This window comes from Clostridium ljungdahlii DSM 13528, assembly GCF_000143685.1.
Taxonomy (GTDB): domain Bacteria; phylum Bacillota; class Clostridia; order Clostridiales; family Clostridiaceae; genus Clostridium_B; species Clostridium_B ljungdahlii.
The window spans coordinates 121,368-142,921 of sequence record NC_014328.1; the positions used below are offsets into that span (position 1 = coordinate 121,368).

Genomic DNA, 21,554 nt, shown 5'->3' on the forward strand with positions numbered 1-21,554 from the left:
GATTGTAATTATTTTACTTTTTATATTTTTATGCTTTAATATAATATGATATGTATTATAATATGAGGTGTAATATAATAAACTATTATTTTGTGCAGGAGATAAACATGAAACATAAATATGAAAAAGTAAAAGAAGAAATTATTAGCTGGGCAGTTAATGAAAAATATAAACCACATGAAAAAATTCCAACAGAATCGGAACTTATGGAGCTATTTAAAGTTAGTAGACATACTATAAGGAGAGCAATAAGTGATCTAGCGGCAGAGAAATACTTGTATAGATTGCAGGGAAGTGGAATATATGTATCTGATTTTAAACAAAATGAAATTTACTTGACAAACAACAAGAATGTTGGGGTGCTTACAACATATATTTCCAACTATATATTCCCTGATATAATTAGAGGAATTGAAGATACACTATATGATGAATCATACTCCCTTTTATTATCTTCTACGAAGAATAATATAATGCTTGAAAGCAGCAATTTAAAAAATTTATTAGCACACAAAATAGATGGACTCATTGTAGAGCCTACAAAGAGTGCATATCAAAGTCCTAACATGGGATATTTTAATAATTTAATAGAGCAAGATATTCCTTTTATTATGATAAATGCATCTTATTCTCAAGTTAAAGTACCAAGCTTATGTGTAGATGATTTAAAGGGGGGCAATATAGCTGCAAAGTATTTAATTACTTTAGGACATAAGAATATAGCTGGTATTTTCAAGGTAGATGACCTACAAGGTGTGCACAGGATGAATGGTTTTATTACTGGATGTCAGGAAAGTAATGTATTGTTAAGGCAAGATAAAATTTTAACCTATCTGTCAGAGGAAACAAATACACTACTACCTGAAAAGATAAAGAATGTTTTAAAACAGGAAAAACGTCCAACGGGTATATTTTGCTATAATGATGAAATTGCATACATGGTGTTAAATATTGCATATGATCTAAAATTAAAGGTTCCAGAAGATTTATCAATTATTGGATTTGATGATTCTCCAATGGCAACAATTATGGAACCGAAATTAACATCAATAACTCATCCAAAGGAAAAGATGGGAATAGATGCTGCTAAGTTAATTATTAGATTAATTAATAATAATAATCATTTTAGTGAATGTGATTCAATATTATATGAACCTGAAATTGTTATTAGAAGTTCTACAGCATCAATTTAAATTTATGCACATAATAAAATAAAATTTTCAAAATGATCCTTATGAATAACATAAGGGTCATTTTTTGTAAAAAAACTAATAAAATGATCAAATTTTTAAGAAATACGGGGATTTATCCCTATAAAAATAAAATAAGGTTGACATTTGTACGAACAAATATTATTATTAATTTAAGTAATCGCTTTCAAAAATAAAATTAAAGGAGGAATGTTAGTGTATAAATACTCCTGGTAATGTAGTGGCTTACGATGATGTTTGAAAGAGTACGGTGATATGGTTTAAAGGTACTATCATAATTTATTGCAGATTATAAAGATTTATAATTCTCTAAAAAGTTATATTAAGTTATATTTTATCTATAAGAAAGGAGATTGTTATAAAATGAAAAAAGTTAGTTATTATTATGATAATCATTTTAAGATTGGAGATGTTAATGAAAATTTATATAGTTCATTTATTGAGCATTTAGGCAGGGCTGTATATAGTGGAATTTATGAACCAGGGCATGAAAAGGCCGATGAAGATGGATTCAGAACAGATGCTATGGAAGTAATAAAAGATTTAAAATTGGGATTGGTTCGTTACCCTGGCGGAAATTTTGTTTCCAATTATGATTGGAAAGATGGTATTGGACCAAAGGAAAACAGGCCTAAAAGAATGGAATTTGCTTGGTCAAGTGTTGAAACAAATCAATTTGGAATTGATGATTTTTGTCGTTGGGCAAAAAAAGCTGGTATTGAACCAATGATAGCAGTTAATTTAGGAACAGGTAGTGTTAAAAGTGCAGCTGAACTTGTAGAATATTGTAATCATCCTGGCGGGACTTACTGGAGTGATCTTCGTATCAAAAATGGAAGTAAGGAGCCTTATAATATAAAATATTGGTGCCTTGGAAATGAAATGGAAGGTACCTGGCAAGCAGGTCACTTATCAGCAGAAGACTATGCAAAAAAAGCTTGTGAAGCTGCTAAACTTATGAAATGGGTAGACAAAGATATTAAATTAGTTGCTTGTGGAAGTAGTTATGAAATGCTTCCTACTTATATGGATTGGGATAGAATTGTACTTAAAGAACTTTATCCTTATGTTGATTACATATCTACTCATAATTATAATATGAATACCAATCAAGGAACGTCAAATTTTCTTGCATCATATAAACAACTTGATGACCATATAAAAAATACAGAAAGAGTTCTTGATTATGTAAAGGCAAAAAATAAGGAAGAAAAAGATATAAAAATATGTTTAGATGAATGGAATGTATGGAACTTCCAGGATATAAAACTTGATAGTCTCGACGACTTACAGGGACTGACGACTTTTGAAGTAACTTCAGCTGAGAAATGGGAAGAAGCTCCTGCAATCTTAGAGGAAAAATATAGTCTTTTAGATGCACTAACAGTTGGTGGACTTGCAATAACTTTAATAAATAATGCTGATAGAGTAAAGATTGCATGTCTTGCACAATTAATTAATGTAATAGCACCTATTACAACGCAGAGAAATGGAGGAGTTTTAAAACAGTCGACTTATTATCCATTTAGTATGGTTAGTAATTATGGTAGAGGAACTGTACTTAAACCATCTGTTAATGGTGCAAGCTACAAATGTGATTTTGGTGAATTACCTTTAGTAGAAGCAGCTACTGTTTATGATAAAGAATCTGATGAAATTAGAGTATTTGCATTAAATTGTAACCAGGATGAAGACACAGAATTAGACCTTCAATTTAATGGATTTGGAGATCGTAAAATCTCTAAGCAATTTGTATTATCTGGAGATGACTTAGAACTTAGAAATACATTTGAAAGTCCTGATAACGTTACTGTAAAGGAAAAAGATCTTTCAAATTGTGATGGTACGAAAGTTGTTCTTCCAAAGCTTTCTTGGAATGTTTTAATTATAAAGTAATTTCAATAAATTATGAAGGGAGTGGGAAGGTAAGTGGATATGAAAGTACAAGATAAAGATGTTTTTAAAGAAAATTTAAAATTTAGTGAGAAGTTTGGTTATGGATGTGGTGATTTAGCCATTAACTTTACTTGGGCTTCTTTGGGAATGTTTGTAGTTTATTTCTATACTGATGTTGTTGGTATGTCTGCTGCTATTATTGGAACTATTATGTTGTTCTCACGTTGTTTAGATGGTGTCTTAGATGTTATAATGGGCACAATTGTTGATAAAACTAATTCAAAGTATGGTAAAGCTCGTCCTTGGATATTATGGGGATCAATTCCTTTTGTTGTTTTAACAGTATCAATATTTATGGTACCAAACATAAGCACTTTTGGAAAGATAGTGTATATTGTAATATCGTATAATTTACTTATGATAGCGTTTACTGCAATTGCTATTCCTTATGGTACATTAAATTCATTGGTTACTCAAGATCAACATCAGAGAGAAGTATTAAATCTTTTTAGAATGTTTTTGGCACAAATAGGAGTATTAATTGTTACTAATCTTACAATGCCATTGGTAAATTTATTTGGAGGAAAACAACCTGGATGGGCTTTAACTTATTCAGTTTTAGGAGTAGTTTCTCTATTATTATTTGTTTATGTTTTTAAAACGCAAAAAGAAAGAGTAAAACCAATTAAAAAGGAAAAAATTCCTTTGAAGATTAGTCTAAAGGCTTTATGTCAAAATAAATATTGGTTTATAGCAACTATATTTTTTATAGTTTATAGTATTGGATATGCTATAAATCAAGGTAGTACGGTATATTATGCTAAATATCTTCTTGGTAATTCTTCTCTAGTTGGAGGATTAACTATTGCATATTTAGCTCCAGTATTAGTGGGATTCCTTATGATCTCAAAAGTTTATGATAAATACGGAAAAAGAAATGCTATGATCATTGGTTCAATAATAAGCATAGGTGGTTACTTAATTACAATAATAAATCCGTATAGTTTAACAGTTGTTATGGTTTCTCAAATTGTTAAAGGTTTTGGCCAAGCTTTCTTGCTAGGAGGAGTGTGGGCATTATTCCCTGATACTATAGAATATGGTGAATGGAAAACAGGCATAAGAAATGAAGGATTGCTTTATAGCGGAGGTAGTTTAGGACAAAAGATGGGTATAGGTTTTGGTACAGCCATAACAGGATGGATTTTAGCTTGGGGAGGATATAATGGTGCACAAGCAGTACAAGCTAGTTCTGCGGTATTTTCAATAAAAGCATTGTTTATTCATGTTCCAATAATAATATATGTTGCTCAAATTATATTATTGCTCTGTTATGGACTTGACAAAGAGTATCCACGCATTATGAAGGATTTACAATTAAGAAAAAGTAAAATGAGTGCAGAAAATAACTAATAAATGTACTTGCAGATTTTATACAATATTGTAACTGACATATAAAAATGAATAAGTGAAATAAGGTTTTAGTTTCAATAAAATAACAAATAAATAAGAAGTAAATAATAGGGAGTGTCTTTTCTGATGGTTTTTTTATCATTAGAGATGATACTCTCTATATTTTTTAATTTGAATGTCAAAATATGCCATTAAAATTCAAAAGATAATAATTAATAGAAAGTAGGTTAATTTTATGACAAAATATAAAAATTAATACTGATAATCACAAAAAACAATTGACATTTGTACGAACAAATATTATTATAAATTTAAGAAATCGCTTTCATTTAATGGAATATAAGGGACTAATATGGATACAATGAAGACCATAACAGTAATTACAATTGTTAAGATTAGTAATAAAAATTTACAATATAAACTTGATTTTTTAATTAAAAGGAGAGGGGATTTAAAAATGATTAAATTTAAATCAATTAGAAAAAGCATGAGGTCAATTCTATTATGTGGACTTGTATTAGTTCTAAGTGTAGGTCTCATGGCATGTGGAAGTACAAGTACTTCAAGTTCTGGTACAAGCAGTAAAAAGAAAACGATAGCATTTATTCCACCATCACTTGTAAGCCCATTTTATACTCAGGCTGTTACAGGAGCAAAGCAAGAAGCAGCTAAAGAAGGATTTAACATAAAAGTATTGGCTCCTCAAACAGAAGACGATTTCAATGGATTATTAAAAATAGTTGAAGACGTTATAACTCAGCAAGTTGATGCTATTGCAATATGTACCACAGATGATAAAACTATGGCTGCTGTTGTAAAAAAAGCAAATGATGCAAAGATACCAGTTATTGTATTTAACTCATTAAGTCCAATAAAGGGTGCAGATGTTTATGCTTATGTTGGATATGACCAAAAACAAGCAGGAGCTCAGGCTGCAGACTATTTAGGAACTAAACTTAAAGACAAGCAATTCAATGTTGGTGTATTAGAGGGTCTTCCTGGTGTATTTACAGACAATAGAAAAGGTGGATTTGTAAATGAAGCTAAAAAATATTCAAATGTAAAGATTGTAGCTACACAACCAGCTGATTGGCAGAGAGAAAAAGGCATGAATGTTGCAACTAACCTTTATCAAGCTAATAAGGCTATAAATATGTTTTATGGATTGAGTGATGAAATGGCAATAGGTGCAGCCCAAGCTTTTAAATCAGCAGGGGTTAAGGATGGAGTTACTATTGGTATAGATGGAAATCCAGCTACTTTAGATTCAATCGCACAGGGAGAAACTACTGCTACAATTTATACAGATCCAAAACAAATTGGTAAAGAAAGTATAATAGATTGTTCTAAAGCTTTAAAAGGTGAAAAAATGGCAAATAAATTAGATCAGACAAAGACTTTTGTAGTAGACAAGAGTAACGTTAGTACTTATAAAGCAAAATAATTCTATATTTGCTCTTAGAAAATGTTAGCTTTAACATTTTCTAAGAGTAAAATATTTAGTTACGTAATTTGTGGCAAAAGGGGGGGTAATATTGTCAGAAACTATATTGAAAATGGAGAACATAACTAAAAGTTTTTCAGGAGTTACAGTTCTTAAAAATTCGGGAATTGAAGTTAAAAAAGGAGAAGTTCATATTTTACTTGGTGAAAATGGTGCAGGTAAATCAACTCTTATGAAGATACTTTCTGGAGCATATTCAAAAGATAGTGGAGACATTATACTAAACGGAAACAAAGTAGAGATAAATTCTCCAAAAGATGCTGAGAAACTTGGAATAAGCATAATTTATCAGGAATTTAATTTAGTTCCCTATATGACTGTTGCTGAGAATATATATCTTGGAAGAGAACCTGAATCCAAGGTACCTGGTAAGGTTAATTTCAAAAAAATGTACAATGATGCACAAAAGATGATTGATTACTTAAATGTAGATATACCTGTAGATAAACCAATAAAGAATTTAGGAATTGCCCAGCAACAAATGGTTGAGATAGCAAAAGCACTATCGGTTCATTCTGATATCATAATAATGGATGAGCCAACAGCGGCACTGACAGAAAAAGAAATAGATAATTTATTTAAAATAATGAGAAAAATTAAATCTGAAGGAGTTTCTATAATATACATTTCTCATAGACTTGAGGAATTTGCTCAAATTGGTGATAGAGTTACTGTTATGAGAGATGGAGAAACTGTAGAAACAGTTAATATCAAAGGTACATCTATAGATGAACTTATAAAATTAATGGTAGGAAGAGAAATTAAAGAAAAATTTCCTAAAATAAAGGTTGATTTAGGAGAAGAAATATTAAGGGTTAAGGGATTAACCAAAAAAGGAGTTTTTGAAAATATAAATTTCAGTTTGAGATCAGGCGAAATACTAGGATTTTCTGGTCTTATGGGTGCGGGAAGAACAGAAGTAATGAGGGCTATATTTGGTATAGATTCATTTGATTCTGGTGAAATATATTTAAAAGGTAAAAAAGTTGAAATAAATTCCCCTATGAAAGCAATAAAAAATGGTATAGGATTTGTAACGGAAAATAGAAGAGATGAAGGTCTTGTTTTACAGATGGGTGTAGGTCAAAATATAACCTTAGCATCCCTTGGCAAATATATTAGTAATCCTATAAAATTAAATCTTAGAAAAGAAGTCAAGGAAATAAAAGATTATATATCTAAATTGTCAATTAAGTCTTCAGGATATAGACAAATTGCAGGTACACTGAGCGGTGGAAACCAACAAAAGATTGTTATAGCAAAGTGGCTATTATCTGATTCAAAGGTTTTAATTGTGGATGAACCTACTCGTGGAATAGATGTAGGTGCTAAAATAGAAATTTATAATATTATGAATGATTTAGTTAAAAGTGGGGTAGGAATAATTATGGTTTCTTCAGAACTTCCTGAAGTACTTGGCATGAGTGATAGAATATTAGTTATGTGTAGAGGGAAAATAACTGGAGAATTAAATAAGGATGAGGCTACTCAAGAAAAAATAATGCATTATGCAACAGGAGGTATAGAATGATGAATCAGTTAGAAGATACTGAAAAAAAGAAAAAGACTAGTATAAATGACATACTGGATAAGCTAGGGGTTGTCATTGCATTAGTTGTTTTAATTGTAGTTATGGCTGTGTTGTCTCCAGATTTTCTTACTGTAAAAAATGTATTTAACATATTGCAGCAGATTGCACAAATTGGAATAATATCTGTTGGTATGACTTTTGTAATATTACTTGGAGGAATCGACTTATCTGTTGGTTCAATTATTGCATTTACAGGACTTATTATGGCATTATGCATGAAAGCAGGAATGTCTGTTGTGTTAGCTATTTTAGTAGGTATTATACTAGGTGCAGCTATTGGTTTCTTAAATGGAATTTTAATATCAAAGGTTAAACTCCAACCTTTTATAGCTACACTAGGAACTATGACTATGGCTAGAGGACTTGCATATACTATAACAAATGGACAACCAGTATATTCTTTCTCAGCTGGGTTTAAAAGCTTTGCTGGATTTATTGGAGTTGTTCCAATTCCTGCAATTATTATGGCAGTAATATTTGCATTAGGTTATTATGTGCTTAAATACACAAAGTTTGGAAGATACATGTATGCTATTGGAGGAAATAGAGTAGCAAGTAAGCTTTCAGGAATAAATGTGGATAAATATGAGATGTTGGTTTATACGATTTCAGGAATATGCTGTGCTATAGCTGCTATAATTTTAACAGCAAGGCTTGATTCAGCAGTACCAGTTGCAGGTGATGGAAACGAACTTGATGCTATAGCGGCAGTAGCTATAGGTGGAACAAGTATGACCGGTGGAGAAGGCGGTATAGTTGGAACACTTATTGGTGCCTTAATTATGGGAGTAATTGCGAATGGAATGAACCTACTAGATGTGCAACAGGGACCACAGAGGTTTGCTAAAGGTGCAATTATAATTTTAGCTGTAGGAATTGATGTAATAAGAAAGAAAAGAACTTCTAAATAATACTTTGGATAAATTCACAAGGTGCTTATTAATTTTTATTAAAAAAGTTTCAGATTATATCCGAAACTTTTTTTGTATTTAAATACTATAGTTTTATCTCCAATCCTAAAAGAAATTTGTTTATTAGGGTTATTTAATGATATGTAATAGGTATCATATTTATTAAAAATGGGTAATATAGTTCTCTGTTAGAATAAATTAAGTATAAACATATCCATGTGTATCTATGTAAGAAAAATGGTGAATATAAGTAGTATAAAGGAGAAAATGCAAATTAAGTTATAAAAATACCGGAGTAAGTGAACTGAGTTAAGTATAAGCTGTGATATAATAAATTTCGTTGTCATGGAGATTACAGAAACAGATTAAATCAATAGTTTTTTATTTAAAGAAAAATAATAAAACGTATTGACAGATGTAATTTAAAATGATATACTATAAAGGCTGTCGAAGTGAGACGGCAAAATGATCCTTGAAAATTAAACAGAGGAAGATATAAGTACAACTTATTTAGAATAAACCAGCAATTCTTTTGAGCTGCGAGAGCAGCTAAAAAAGTAATTTCGTAATAAGAAGAGTCAATACAAACTTTTAAATTAAGAGTTTGATCCTGGCTCAGGACGAACGCTGGCGGCGTGCTTAACACATGCAAGTCGAGCGATGAAGCTCCTTCGGGAGTGGATTAGCGGCGGACGGGTGAGTAACACGTGGGTAACCTACCTCAAAGAGGGGGATAGCCTCCCGAAAGGGAGATTAATACCGCATAATAATCAGTTTTCACATGGAGACTGATTTAAAGGAGTAATCCGCTTTGAGATGGACCCGCGGCGCATTAGCTAGTTGGTAGGGTAACGGCCTACCAAGGCGACGATGCGTAGCCGACCTGAGAGGGTGATCGGCCACATTGGAACTGAGAGACGGTCCAGACTCCTACGGGAGGCAGCAGTGGGGAATATTGCACAATGGGCGAAAGCCTGATGCAGCAACGCCGCGTGAGTGAAGAAGGTTTTCGGATTGTAAAGCTCTGTCTTTGGGGACGATAATGACGGTACCCAAGGAGGAAGCCACGGCTAACTACGTGCCAGCAGCCGCGGTAATACGTAGGTGGCGAGCGTTGTCCGGAATTACTGGGCGTAAAGAGTGCGTAGGCGGATATTTAAGTGAGATGTGAAATACCCGGGCTTAACCCGGGCACTGCATTTCAAACTGGATATCTAGAGTGCGGGAGAGGAGAATGGAATTCCTAGTGTAGCGGTGAAATGCGTAGAGATTAGGAAGAACACCAGTGGCGAAGGCGATTCTCTGGACCGTAACTGACGCTGAGGCACGAAAGCGTGGGTAGCAAACAGGATTAGATACCCTGGTAGTCCACGCCGTAAACGATGAGTACTAGGTGTAGGAGGTATCGACCCCTTCTGTGCCGCAGTAAACACAATAAGTACTCCGCCTGGGAAGTACGATCGCAAGATTAAAACTCAAAGGAATTGACGGGGGCCCGCACAAGCAGCGGAGCATGTGGTTTAATTCGAAGCAACGCGAAGAACCTTACCTGGACTTGACATACCCTGAATATCTTAGAGATAAGAGAAGCCCTTCGGGGCAGGGATACAGGTGGTGCATGGTTGTCGTCAGCTCGTGTCGTGAGATGTTAGGTTAAGTCCTGCAACGAGCGCAACCCCTGTTGTTAGTTGCTAACATTTAGTTGAGCACTCTAGCAAGACTGCCGCGGTTAACGCGGAGGAAGGTGGGGATGACGTCAAATCATCATGCCCCTTATGTCCAGGGCAACACACGTGCTACAATGGGCAGTACAGAGAGAAGCAAGACCGCAAGGTGGAGCAAACCTCAAAAACTGCCCCCAGTTCGGATTGCAGGCTGAAACTCGCCTACATGAAGTTGGAGTTGCTAGTAATCGCGAATCAGAATGTCGCGGTGAATACGTTCCCGGGCCTTGTACACACCGCCCGTCACACCATGAGAGCTGGCAACACCCGAAGTCCGTAGTCTAACTTAGGAGGACGCGGCCGAAGGTGGGGTTAGTAATTGGGGTGAAGTCGTAACAAGGTAGCCGTAGGAGAACCTGCGGCTGGATCACCTCCTTTCTAGGGAGTCGAAAGATAGAGTATAATCTATCTTATAAATTGATGGTTTAAGTAAGTTAGAAAGTCTACTCTGTTTAATTTCCAGGGATTATTTACATGTTGACCAAAATTGATCGACATGATATTATATGTATCCCAGGTGAGTTAAACATTATTGTTTAACCACTGAAAAAATTTGTCCTTTGAAAATTGCACAGTAAATAAGAAATAAAGTAAAGCAAAGGTTATAATATAACCTTTGTAGTAGATGTATATTATTTTAAAGATTTAAGATAATATATGGAACTAAGAAAATTGGCAGTAACGAGTACAGCAAGGAAAAGACCGAATGAGGAGCGGAGTTTACTTATGTAAATGAGCACCGGAATGAGGTATTTGACGAAGCTGGACGAAGTTAATGACGATTTTCGACAATAAAGGTCAAGCTACAAAGGGCGCATGGAGGATGCCTTGGCACCAGGAGCCTAAGAAGGACGCGATAAGCTGCGAAAAGCTCTGGGTAGGCGCAAATAGCCAGAGAACCAGAGATATCCGAATGGGGAAACCCACCTAGACAACGCTAGGTACTGCAAACTGAATACATAGGTTTGTAGAGGCAAACCCGGGGAACTGAAACATCTAAGTACCCGGAGGAAGAGAAAGAAACATCGATTTCCTAAGTAGCGGCGAGCGAAAGGGAAAGAGCCCAAACCAGGAACTTGTTCCTGGGGTTGCGGATAGGTCATAAAAACTGTGAAGTGTTAATTGAAGAGAGCTGGAAGGCTCCGCCGGAGAAGGTAAAAGCCCTGTAAATGAAAACAAAGAGCAGTCAGATCTAATCCAGAGTACCACGAGACACGAGAAACCTTGTGGGAAACAGGGAGGACCACCTCCCAAGGCTAAATACTACCTGGTGACCGATAGAGAAGGAGTACCGTGAGGGAAAGGTGAAAAGAACCCCGGGAGGGGAGTGAAATAGAACCTGAAACCGTGTGTCCACAAACAGTCGAAGTACGTAAAGTACGACGGCGTGCTTTTTGTAGAACGAGCCAGCGAGTTACGATATGCAGCAAGGTTAAGTACTTAAGGTACGGAGCCGGAGGGAAACCGAGTCTGAAAAGGGCGAAAAGTTGTATGTTGTAGACCCGAAACCGAGTGACCTATCCATGGCCAGGTTGAAGCGGAAGTAAAATTCCGTGGAGGACCGAACCACGTTGGTGTTGAAAAACCATGGGATGAGCTGTGGATAGCGGAGAAATTCCAATCGAACTCGGAGATAGCTGGTTCTCCTCGAAATAGCTTTAGGGCTAGCGTCGGAAATGAGTAATGGAGGTAGAGCACTGAATGGGGTAGGGGCTGACAACAGTTACTGAACCTTATCAAACTCCGAATGCCATATACTTGAATTCCGGCAGTCAGACTGCGAATGATAAGATCCGTGGTCAAAAGGGAAACAGCCCAGACCACCAGCTAAGGTCCCAAAGTGTAAGTTAAGTGGGAAAGGATGTGTGATTTCTAAGACAACTAGGATGTTGGCTCAGAAGCAGCCACTCATTTAAAGAGTGCGTAATAGCTCACTAGTCAAGAGATCATGCGCCGAAAATGTCCGGGGCTAAAACTTACCACCGAAGCTGTGGACTCGAAAGAGTGGTAGAGGAGCATCCTGTATGAGTAGAAGTCGTACCGGAAGGAACGGTGGATTGTACAGGAGAGAGAATGCTGGCATAAGTAGCGAGAAATAAGTGAGAATCTTATTGGTCGAAAACCTAAGGTTTCCTGGGGAAGGTTCGTCCGCCCAGGGTAAGTCGGGACCTAAGCCGAGGCCGAAAGGCGTAGGTGATGGACAATCGGTTGAAATTCCGATACCGCATAAAAGCGTTTGACAAAAGGGATGACGCAGGAGGATAAGGTGTGCATACAAATGGATGTATGTCTAAGCATCGAGTCAGGTATACCAGGAAAATCCGGTATATCAATGATGAGGTGTTATGGGGAACCCGCAAGGGGAAGTACCTGATTTCACGCTGCCGAGAAAAGTCTCTATGGAGTTTTTATGTGCCCGTACCGCAAACCGACACAGGTAGGTGAGGAGAGAATCCTAAGACCATCGGAAGAATTGTTGTTAAGGAACTAGGCAAATTAACCCCGTAACTTAGGGAGAAGGGGAGCCACGCAAGTGGCCGCAGAGAAAAGGCTCAAGCAACTGTTTATCAAAAACACAGGTTTCTGCTAAAGCGAAAGCTGAAGTATAGGAGCTGACGCCTGCCCGGTGCTGGAAGGTTAAGGGGAAGACTTAGCGCAAGCGAAGGTCAGAACTTAAGCCCCAGTAAACGGCGGCCGTAACTATAACGGTCCTAAGGTAGCGAAATTCCTTGTCGGGTAAGTTCCGACCCGCACGAATGGCGTAATGATTTGAGCACTGTCTCGACAACAAATCCGGCGAAATTGAAGTGCAAGTGAAGATGCTTGCTACCCGCGATTGGACGGAAAGACCCCGTAGAGCTTTACTGCAGTTTAGCACTGAATTTCGGTATTGTCTGTACAGGATAGGTGGGAGACTAGGAAGTAGTGGCGCCAGCCATTACCGAGTCGATGTTGGGATACCACCCTGATAGTACTGGAATTCTAACCGGGCTCCATGAAACTGGAGACGGGACAATGTTAGGCGGGCAGTTTGACTGGGGCGGTCGCCTCCTAAAAAGTAACGGAGGCGTACAAAGGTTCCCTCAGAAGGGTTAGAAATTCTTCGAAGAGTGCAAAGGCAGAAGGGAGCTTGACTGCGACACAAACAGGTGGAGCAGGGACGAAAGTCGGGCTTAGTGATCCGGTGGTACCTCGTGGGAGGGCCATCGCTCAACGGATAAAAGCTACCTCGGGGATAACAGGCTGATCTCCCCCAAGAGTTCACATCGACGGGGAGGTTTGGCACCTCGATGTCGGCTCGTCGCATCCTGGGGCTGAAGTAGGTCCCAAGGGTTGGGCTGTTCGCCCATTAAAGCGGCACGCGAGCTGGGTTCAGAACGTCGTGAGACAGTTCGGTCCCTATCCGTCGCGGGCGCAGGAAATTTGAGAGGAGCTGTCCTTAGTACGAGAGGACCGGGATGGACCGACCGCTGGTGAACCAGTTGTTCCGCCAGGAGCATAGCTGGGTAGCCAAGTTGGGAAGGGATAAACGCTGAAAGCATCTAAGTGTGAAGCCCACCTCAAGATAAGATTTCCCATAGCGTAAGCTAGTAAGACCCCTCGAAGAACACGAGGAGATAGGTCAGAGGTGTAAGCAGGGCAACCTGTTAAGCTGACTGATACTAATAGGTCGAGGGCTTGACCAAATAAAAACGAAAGAAAAAAAGTTTACTGTGCAATTTTGAGAGGACAGAGTAATTTGAACTCTTAAAAGTTAATATATAAGAAAATTGATAGAAGCGATCAGATTGGGGAAAGGCTTGAATGAGGAGCAGAGTTTACTTATGTAAATGAGCACCGCAATGAAAGACTTGACGAAAATATGAGAAGCTTATAGCAATTTTCGATGATAATCTGGTGGTAATGACGTGAAGGTAACACCCCTTTCCATACCGAACAGGAAGGTTAAGCTTCAGGGTGCCGATGGTACTGCAGGGGAGGCCCTGTGGGAGAATAGGTCGCTGCCAGGTAAAAAAAATAGAGTACTGATTAGCACTCTATTTTTTTATCATAATTTAATTTTATCTGATGATTATGAGCTCTAATACTCACACGCATTTTGTAACAGTTGCTTTTCTCCAAGTGTACGTTGAGAGAAGCTACGTTTCTTGATAATCTCCTAAAGGATAAAGACTTAAGTGCTAAAGTACTAAGAAGCCTGTTAATAAGGTATCACAAGTGGAGTTTTAAACTCCACTTGATGTCAAGAACTCTGTTTATTAAAAAGAATAAAATCTTACAATATACTTTTTAGAACTTTTCCTATACTGTCATGTATAACTATATTAGCCTCATTATCATAAGAAGTAGAAGATTTATTTATAAGAACTAAATATTTTCCCTTAAAATAATTAATTAACCCTGCAGCAGGATATACTATTAGGGAAGTACCTCCTACAATTAACATATCAGCTTGTTGGATGTATTCTACGGATTTATTTAATGTGTCCATGTTTAGACTTTCTTCGTATAAAATTACGTCTGGTTTTATTGTTCCATTACATTTATCACATTTTGGTATAAGACCTGGGGTATTTAGTACATAATCTAAATCAAAAGATTTTCCACATTTAGTGCAATGATTTCTATGAATGGAACCATGTAATTCTAATACATTATTTGACCCTGCCATTTGATGGAGACCATCTATATTTTGAGTTACTATAGCTTTTAACTTTCCCATTTTTTCTAATTCTGCAAGAGCGTAATGGGCGTCATTTGGCTTTGCATCTTTGTATATCATTTTTGCCCTATAAAAATCAAAGAAATCCTCAGTATGAGACATAAAAAAACTATGACTTAGCATTACTTCAGGGGGATATGAAAAATTATTTTTAGTTTTATATAATCCTGTTTCGGATCTAAAATCAGGTATTTGCGATTCTGTAGAAACTCCTGCACCACCCAAAAATACAATATTAGTACTTGAATTTACAGCGGATTTTAAATTCTCATAACTCATAAAATCACCTCTGATTAATATTATAGCATATACTTTTTATATGTTTAATTGTTTAGCAAATATTAGCATGTTTTATGTATAAGAGTAATTCATTTTATTTAGCAGCGGGTTTTTTAGTAATTGGAGTTGACAAAAAGTATTTAAAATGATATCATAAACTCTGTTAAAAAAAGTATGGCGCTATAGCCAAGTGGTAAGGCAGAGGTCTGCAAAACCTTTATCTCCAGTTCAAATCTGGATGGCGCCTCCAAAAAGATACAGAAGTAATCTGGTTGCTGATTTTTCAGTAGATAGGTTACTTCTTTTTTATTGTTTATAGCACTTTGGTATATTGTAGTATAATTATTATTGTATTAATATACCAAAGAAAAGATATGATATTACTATTTGTCAAACTGTACTACAGCATATTCCTGACCCTATTAAGATATTAGAAAAACTGAATTTAAGTTATCATCTAAAACCCAAAATAAGAAGTAATATAAATAAATGACTTATGAATATTGCCCATCTCACTTTTGATTTTCCTCGTTTATCGTTCTATTTCAACTTATTTGATAATTTTATTAGGTCTTAGAGCAATATTTTCTGCAGACAAATACTATTGTATAATTTTTTATGGAAAGTATACTTGACATCTATACTATGTGGTAGTAACATAAAAATGTAAAGTTAACTTTCCGTACAATTTAGGAAAATAGTTGTTATGTGAAAAATAGCTTATAAGAAGTATTAGCTATGAGGAGGAAAAAAATGAAAAGTAAGAGTGCTGCAAGGTATTTAATATTTTCACTCATTGGTTTTGTAATTTTGGCTGCAGGTGCTATATTAGCAAAACTTACAAGAAATGATCAAGGTATCATTGAGACTTTACCATATATTCTTATTGGAATTGGAGGTGGGGTCTTTGGACAAAATCTTGGTACTGCCTTTGACATCTATACTATGAAAAAAAATCCCGAGATAGCTAAGCAAAGGGAAATTGATGAAAAAGATGAGAGAAATATAGCAATAAGAAATAAAGCTAAAGCTAAAGCATATGATCTTATGATATTGGTATTCGGGGCATTGATGATGGCATTTGCACTGATGGGTGTCAGTTGGTCAGTAGTTTTAGCCATTGTTATTGCGTACCTGTTTGTTGTATTTTCAAATATATATTTTATAAGTAAATATGATAAGGATATGTAAAATTGTATATAATAGGAGTTTGCCAACTAGATTAGCTGAGGAAAACATTTCTTCCTAGTTCAAATCTGGATGGCGCCTCTATAGTATAAAAAATTGGTGTGTTTTATATTTGTAAATAAATGATCTATTTCACTACAGATTCTAATACATGTATTTCTCCTTCTTTAAAATTTACTTCTACATTACTCCCAATTGGTAAAGTTATTCTTGGATATGAATGGCCAGATTGAAAGTTGATTAAAGTTGGTTTTTTTAAGCTAAGTATCCTGTCTTCAAGTATTTCGGTTAAAGTTAAACTTCGTTCATAATGTGGAAGTTCACAATTTGTAAACTGTCCTAGAATAAAACCTGAACATTTTTGCAGGTCTCCACTTAGTGTTAATTGAGTAAGCATTCTATCAATTCTATAGGGTTCTTCTCCTACATCTTCTATAAAGAGTATTTTATTTTCAGTATTTAGAGCATAAGGAGTACCTAGAAGACTAGATATAAGGCATAGGTTACCACCTATAAGAGTACCAGCTGCGTACTCTCCATTAAAATACCGTGTGGGGATGTCCTCAGGGTTTTTTATAGTAAAGGGAGCATATCCACACATTAGGGTATCTAAAAAACTTTTTAATGTAAAATCATCAAAAGTAGAAGTACACATTGGAGAATGAAAGGTAATCATATGGCATTTGTTGTAGATATTGTTTAATAAAGTGGTTATATCACTAAATCCTGCAAATATTTTAGGATTTTCTTCTATAATGTTAAAATCAATAAGAGGAAGAAGCCTCATGCTGCCGTATCCACCTCTTGTGCATAATATCATATCTACACTTTTGTCTGAGAACATATCCATAATATCGGAAGCCCTGTCCACATCCTTACCAGCTAAATAACCCCATTTGTCATATATATGTTTCCCTTCTTTAACATTAAAACCAAAGTCTTTTAAAAATTCAATTTTTCCTTTGATTTTTTCAGGTTTCTCTGCACTCGCCGGAGATACAAGGCCTATAGTATCTCCTTTTTTTAATCTTTTTCCAATCAAAATCATCACATCCTAAAATTAAAATAAGTTTTTTTTCTTTAAAAATAATATACACACCAGGCAAATTGAAGCTGTTATGACATATACCATCCAGAAGCCATTTGGAGATTTAGCAAAAGGTATTCCATATAAATTCATGCCAAAGGAACCAAATATTATATTTGGAATTGCCATAACTATAGTTACTGAAGCTAGGAGTTTCATGACTATGTTTAAGTTATTTGATATAACTGAGGCAAATGCATCCATAGTTCCTGTTAAGATATTACTATATATGTTTGTCATTTCTATGGCTTGTTTATTTTCAATAATAACATCTTCTAGAATATCTTGATCTTCAGGATATTTCTGTAAAAGTTCTAACTTTAACATTTTTTCTAAAGTCATTTCATTAGCTTTTAGGGATGTTGAAAAATAAACAAGAGACTTTTGTAAAGATAAAAGTTGAATAAACTCTTTATTTTTCATAGATCTATGAAGTCTTTGCTCAATCATTACACTTTTTTTGTCTATTTGTCTTAAATAGAGCAAGTAATAGCTCGCTATTCTATAAAGTATTTGTAAAATAAACCTAGAACGTTTAAATGTGAAAAAGGATTTAACTTTCCCATTTATAAAATCAGTAAGAATATTACTGTTTTTTAAACAAACCGTAATTAAAGTAGATTCTGTATGGATTATAGCTAATGGATAAGAATCATAGGTTAAAGAATTAACTTCCATTTCTGTAAAAGGAATATCAACTATTACTAGTAGATTATTATCTTCAGTATCTATACGTGACGTTTCTTCTTCATCTAGAGCAGCTTTTAAAAAATCCATTGAAACACCAGACTTCTTTGATATTAAAAGTAAATCTTCATCTGAAGGTGCTACAACGTTAATCCAGCAGCCATGTTCTATGGTATCTACAGATTGAATGTTATTTGATTCGTCTATAGTTTTATAAATTGAAATCATGTAATGCCTCCTTGTAAAAATTAGCAGAGTATCTTGGTTGGTTTATTTATATAGTATATTTATATTATATCTTATGAAAACATACTTTTGAATATATCATTATAAGATATTAATATAAATGCTACTATTTAAATTTATTTATGTGGACAAAATAAGTTTAAGGGTAGAACTGAATAGTATATATTATAGAATATAAAAATGAGAAAGAATTTTTTAAATTGAATATTTTATGTATTAAGGGTAAAAATTTAAATAACAAAAGTAATAATATTAATTTGTAAGTAGTGCCGCTAGGAGGATGTAGATGAAAAAAAAATATTGTATCATATGTGGAAAACCTTTGAGTGATGGTATAATAATATATGGTAGAGGAATATGTAAAAGTTGTGAAGAAAGATTAATAAAATTAGAAAATGATTTAGATTTTTACGAATACTATAAAGAAAGAATAAGTAAAACTATAGCACGTTTTATTATAAGAGGAGAGATAACTCATTGTCAGAATTACCACTTTTAGAAGGAGTTTTAAAATATATTAAGGAAAATAATATATCATTTTGTATGCCAGGTCATAAAAATGGAAGAGGTTTTTATAATACTTCAATAGGAAGAGAATTTATATCTAATATTTTAAAATTTGATATTACTGAAGTAGATGGTGTAGACAATCTTCATAATCAAAAAAGTATAATATTAGATGCAAGTAAGCGTCTTTCAAAGCTTTATGGAAGTAAAAAGTCTTATTTTTTAGTTAATGGAAGTACGTCTGGAAATATGATAATGTTGTTTAGTAGTTTTAATGAGGGGGATAAAATTTTAGTAGAAAGAAATTGCCATAGTTCTATACTAAATGGAATAATTATGAGGAAGTTAATTCCTATATATTTAGAAAATATTATAAGTGAAAAAATAAATGCTCCTATTTGCGTAAATTTGGAGCATTTTTTACAAGCACTAAAGAGAAACAAGAATATAAAGGGAATAGTAGTTACATATCCCAATTATTATGGAATATGCAGCAATCTTAAGTTTATAATAAAGGAGGCAAAAAAGCTTAACATAAAGGTATTAGTTGATTGTGCTCATGGCGCACATTTTGGTGTTAATAAAAATTTACCGGAAAGTGCAGTAACACTTGGTGCAGATATGGTAGTTACTAGTTCGCATAAAACGCTGCCTAGTTTAACTCAAACTGCTTATTTACATGTAAACAATGAGAAATATATAGATAAAGTAGACTTTTATTATAATGCGTTTTTAAGTACAAGTCCTTCATACATAGCACTTTGTTCTATGGATTATGCTCGATTTTACCTTGAAGAGTATGGCAGCAGTGATTACGAAAAACTTATAGAGATAGCTGAATTCTATAGAGATAAGATAAACTCTATAAGAGGATTGCAGGTAATTGGCAGAAAGGATATAATACAATTTAATTCTAAAGAAAGGAAGGCAGTACCAAGTGTAGCAGATATAGATTTAACAAGATATACTATAAATCTAGAACCAGGATACAGTGGCAATTTACTTTTAAATTATTTAAGAAAACTAAATATACAGTGTGAAATGAGTGACAATTCCAACCTAGTATTGATTCTTTCTCCCTTTAATGAAAAAGAGGAGTTTGAAAGATTATATACTGTATTAAAGAATTGTGATTTAGAAAGAATTAAATGTAAAAAAACAAATAGGATAAAATATGGAATACCTCAATCCAAGATGATTCCATTTCAAGTTATAGATGTAGAAAAGGAAATGGTGGATTTAAATGATTCGTGTGGAAAGATAAGTGGGGCAAGTGTAATACCATATCCTCCGGGAGTTCCTGTATTGTCTATAGGAGAGCTGATAGATAAGAATGTAATTCAAGTTATTAAATATTATATAAAAAATAGTATGGATTTAATTGGAGTAAAAGATAATAAAATAAAAGTTGTAAAATAAATTTTGGAGGAAAGCGAATGAGTTTACAAAAAGGAAAACTTATAGTCATAGAAGGATGTGACGGCAGCGGAAAAGCTACGCAGACAGAAAAACTTTATAAAAGGCTTTTAAATGAAAATTATAATTTAAAAAAAATAGAATATCCTAATTATAATAGTGAATCTTCAGCTTTAGTAAGAATGTATTTAAATGGAGATTTTGGAAAAAAACCTGAAGATGTAAGTGCATATGCGGCATCAACATTTTATGCAGTAGATAGATTTGCATCTTATAAGATGGAGTGGAAAAAGTTTTATGAAAATGGTGGAATAATACTTGCAGATAGATATACAACAGCTAATATGATACATCAAGCTTCTAAAATTGATGATTTAGAAGAGAAAAATAAGTTTTTAAAATGGCTCTGGAATTTTGAATTTGATATATTTAGACTTCCTGTACCAGATTGTGTTATATTTTTGGATATGCCTCCTGAATATAGTAAAAAACTTATGACTAAGAGGAATAATAAATTTACGGGTAATGCAGAAAAGGACATACATGAGAGAGATTATGAGTATCTGGTTAATTCTTATAAAAATGCTATACATATTGTAGATAAATATAATTGGAATAAAATTTCATGTATAGAAGGTAGTGAAATAAAGACTGTAGATAAAATTCACGAAGATATATATGATTTGATAAAAAAAATACTATAGTAAAAAGTTAATGTATTAATTAAAAGTTTCAGTTATATGAGATAATAAGTACTTATGGTATAATAAATATAAGCTAATTTGAGAAATTTAGGCAATTATTTGTAAAATAAATTACAAGAGGTGATGTTTTATGAAATTAATTATAGCCATTGTTCAAGATGATGATGCTACTGATCTCTTGGAAATTTTAACAGAAGGTGGATTTAGGGTTACTAAACTTGCAACTACAGGCGGATTTTTAAGAGCTGGTAATACAACTTTGCTCATAGGAGTGGAAGAAGAAGACGTTGATAAAGTAATAGCCCATATAGAGGACGTATGTAAAACAAGAAATCAAATTATAACAACTCCTTCATCTGTAGCAAGTTCCACAGGGGTATATATGCCCTATCCTGTGGAGGTAGAAGTTGGAGGAGCAAATATATTTGTAGTAGATGTAGATAAGTTTGTAAAGATTTAATGGGAGG

Annotated in this window: 14 protein-coding genes, 1 tRNA gene and 3 rRNA genes; 15 read left to right on the plus strand and 3 right to left on the minus strand. The window is 34.3% G+C overall.

Going from position 1 to position 21,554, the window contains the following annotated elements; translation table 11 throughout:
• Positions 1-107 precede the first annotated feature (107 nt).
• From CLJU_RS00600 to rrf, 9 genes are all read left to right on the plus strand, one after another.
• Positions 108-1,193, plus strand: coding sequence for a GntR family transcriptional regulator (locus tag CLJU_RS00600; RefSeq protein ID WP_013236817.1), 1,086 nt, complete (start codon positions 108-110; stop codon positions 1,191-1,193).
• A gap of 381 nt (positions 1,194-1,574) precedes the next feature.
• Complete coding sequence (gene arfA / locus CLJU_RS00605; protein ID WP_013236818.1) at positions 1,575-3,107, plus strand: arabinosylfuranosidase ArfA; 1,533 nt, start codon at positions 1,575-1,577, stop codon at positions 3,105-3,107.
• Between the two features lie 39 nt (positions 3,108-3,146).
• Complete coding sequence (locus CLJU_RS00610; protein ID WP_023162526.1) at positions 3,147-4,520, plus strand: MFS transporter; 1,374 nt, start codon at positions 3,147-3,149, stop codon at positions 4,518-4,520.
• A gap of 457 nt (positions 4,521-4,977) precedes the next feature.
• Positions 4,978-5,964 carry a sugar ABC transporter substrate-binding protein gene (locus CLJU_RS00615; RefSeq protein WP_013236820.1) on the plus strand — a complete coding sequence of 329 codons (987 nt, stop codon included), beginning with the start codon at positions 4,978-4,980 and terminating at the stop codon, positions 5,962-5,964.
• 91 nt (positions 5,965-6,055) lie between these two features.
• Positions 6,056-7,555, plus strand: a complete 1,500-nt coding sequence (locus CLJU_RS00620) for a sugar ABC transporter ATP-binding protein (protein ID WP_013236821.1) — start codon at positions 6,056-6,058, stop codon at positions 7,553-7,555.
• Positions 7,552-8,526, plus strand: a complete 975-nt coding sequence (locus tag CLJU_RS00625; protein WP_013236822.1) for an ABC transporter permease — start codon at positions 7,552-7,554, stop codon at positions 8,524-8,526. Before CLJU_RS00620 ends, CLJU_RS00625 begins: the two co-directional genes overlap by 4 nt.
• A 592-nt stretch (positions 8,527-9,118) precedes the next feature.
• A 16S ribosomal RNA gene (locus CLJU_RS00630) occupies positions 9,119-10,628 on the plus strand.
• 418 nt (positions 10,629-11,046) lie between these two features.
• Positions 11,047-13,936, plus strand: a 23S ribosomal RNA gene (locus tag CLJU_RS00635).
• A 207-nt stretch (positions 13,937-14,143) separates the two neighbouring features.
• A 5S ribosomal RNA gene (rrf, locus tag CLJU_RS00640) occupies positions 14,144-14,260 on the plus strand.
• The 16S, 23S and 5S rRNA genes sit together here, the layout of an rRNA operon.
• Before the next feature lie 266 nt (positions 14,261-14,526).
• Here the strand turns inward: rrf and CLJU_RS00645 are convergent.
• Complete coding sequence (locus CLJU_RS00645) at positions 14,527-15,252, minus strand: NAD-dependent protein deacylase (protein ID WP_013236823.1); 726 nt, start codon at positions 15,250-15,252, stop codon at positions 14,527-14,529.
• 176 nt (positions 15,253-15,428) lie between these two features.
• On the opposite strand from CLJU_RS00645, the gene CLJU_RS00650 reads away from it, so the two are divergent.
• Together CLJU_RS00650 and CLJU_RS00655 are read left to right on the plus strand one after the other, a co-directional pair.
• A tRNA-Cys gene (locus tag CLJU_RS00650) sits at positions 15,429-15,502 on the plus strand.
• Positions 15,503-16,005: 503 nt separating this feature from the next.
• Complete coding sequence (locus CLJU_RS00655) at positions 16,006-16,443, plus strand: DUF6442 family protein (protein ID WP_013236824.1); 438 nt, start codon at positions 16,006-16,008, stop codon at positions 16,441-16,443.
• Between the two features lie 124 nt (positions 16,444-16,567).
• Here CLJU_RS00655 and CLJU_RS00660 read toward each other — a convergent pair whose 3' ends face one another.
• Together CLJU_RS00660 and CLJU_RS00665 are read right to left on the minus strand one after the other, a co-directional pair.
• Positions 16,568-17,482, minus strand: coding sequence for a S66 peptidase family protein (locus CLJU_RS00660; protein WP_029170199.1), 915 nt, complete (start codon positions 17,480-17,482; stop codon positions 16,568-16,570).
• Positions 17,483-17,500: 18 nt separating this feature from the next.
• A complete protein-coding gene (locus CLJU_RS00665) occupies positions 17,501-18,442 on the minus strand; it encodes a magnesium transporter CorA family protein (RefSeq protein ID WP_013236826.1) in 942 nt (313 codons plus the stop codon).
• Positions 18,443-18,746: 304 nt separating this feature from the next.
• On the opposite strand from CLJU_RS00665, the gene CLJU_RS00670 reads away from it, so the two are divergent.
• From CLJU_RS00670 to CLJU_RS00685, 4 genes are all read left to right on the plus strand, one after another.
• A complete protein-coding gene (locus CLJU_RS00670; protein WP_013236827.1) occupies positions 18,747-18,959 on the plus strand; it encodes a sigma factor G inhibitor Gin in 213 nt (70 codons plus the stop codon).
• A complete protein-coding gene (locus CLJU_RS00675) occupies positions 18,938-20,386 on the plus strand; it encodes an aminotransferase class I/II-fold pyridoxal phosphate-dependent enzyme (protein WP_013236828.1) in 1,449 nt (482 codons plus the stop codon). Before CLJU_RS00670 ends, CLJU_RS00675 begins: the two co-directional genes overlap by 22 nt.
• 17 nt (positions 20,387-20,403) lie before the next feature.
• A complete protein-coding gene (locus CLJU_RS00680) occupies positions 20,404-21,087 on the plus strand; it encodes a dTMP kinase (RefSeq protein WP_013236829.1) in 684 nt (227 codons plus the stop codon).
• Positions 21,088-21,217: 130 nt separating this feature from the next.
• Positions 21,218-21,547 carry a cyclic-di-AMP receptor gene (locus CLJU_RS00685; RefSeq protein ID WP_013236830.1) on the plus strand — a complete coding sequence of 110 codons (330 nt, stop codon included), beginning with the start codon at positions 21,218-21,220 and terminating at the stop codon, positions 21,545-21,547.
• Positions 21,548-21,554 lie beyond the last annotated feature (7 nt).

Coding starts and splice junctions, on each gene's coding strand:
- CLJU_RS00600 (WP_013236817.1), top strand. CDS start 108: ATGAAACATAAATATGAAAAAGTAAAAGAAGAAATTATTAGCTGGGCA.
- arfA (WP_013236818.1), top strand. CDS start 1,575: ATGAAAAAAGTTAGTTATTATTATGATAATCATTTTAAGATTGGAGAT.
- CLJU_RS00610 (WP_023162526.1), top strand. CDS start 3,147: ATGAAAGTACAAGATAAAGATGTTTTTAAAGAAAATTTAAAATTTAGT.
- CLJU_RS00615 (WP_013236820.1), top strand. CDS start 4,978: ATGATTAAATTTAAATCAATTAGAAAAAGCATGAGGTCAATTCTATTA.
- CLJU_RS00625 (WP_013236822.1), top strand. CDS start 7,552: ATGATGAATCAGTTAGAAGATACTGAAAAAAAGAAAAAGACTAGTATA.
- CLJU_RS00645 (WP_013236823.1), bottom strand. CDS start 15,252: ATGAGTTATGAGAATTTAAAATCCGCTGTAAATTCAAGTACTAATATT.
- CLJU_RS00655 (WP_013236824.1), top strand. CDS start 16,006: ATGAAAAGTAAGAGTGCTGCAAGGTATTTAATATTTTCACTCATTGGT.
- CLJU_RS00665 (WP_013236826.1), bottom strand. CDS start 18,442: ATGATTTCAATTTATAAAACTATAGACGAATCAAATAACATTCAATCT.
- CLJU_RS00670 (WP_013236827.1), top strand. CDS start 18,747: ATGAAAAAAAAATATTGTATCATATGTGGAAAACCTTTGAGTGATGGT.
- CLJU_RS00680 (WP_013236829.1), top strand. CDS start 20,404: ATGAGTTTACAAAAAGGAAAACTTATAGTCATAGAAGGATGTGACGGC.
- CLJU_RS00685 (WP_013236830.1), top strand. CDS start 21,218: ATGAAATTAATTATAGCCATTGTTCAAGATGATGATGCTACTGATCTC.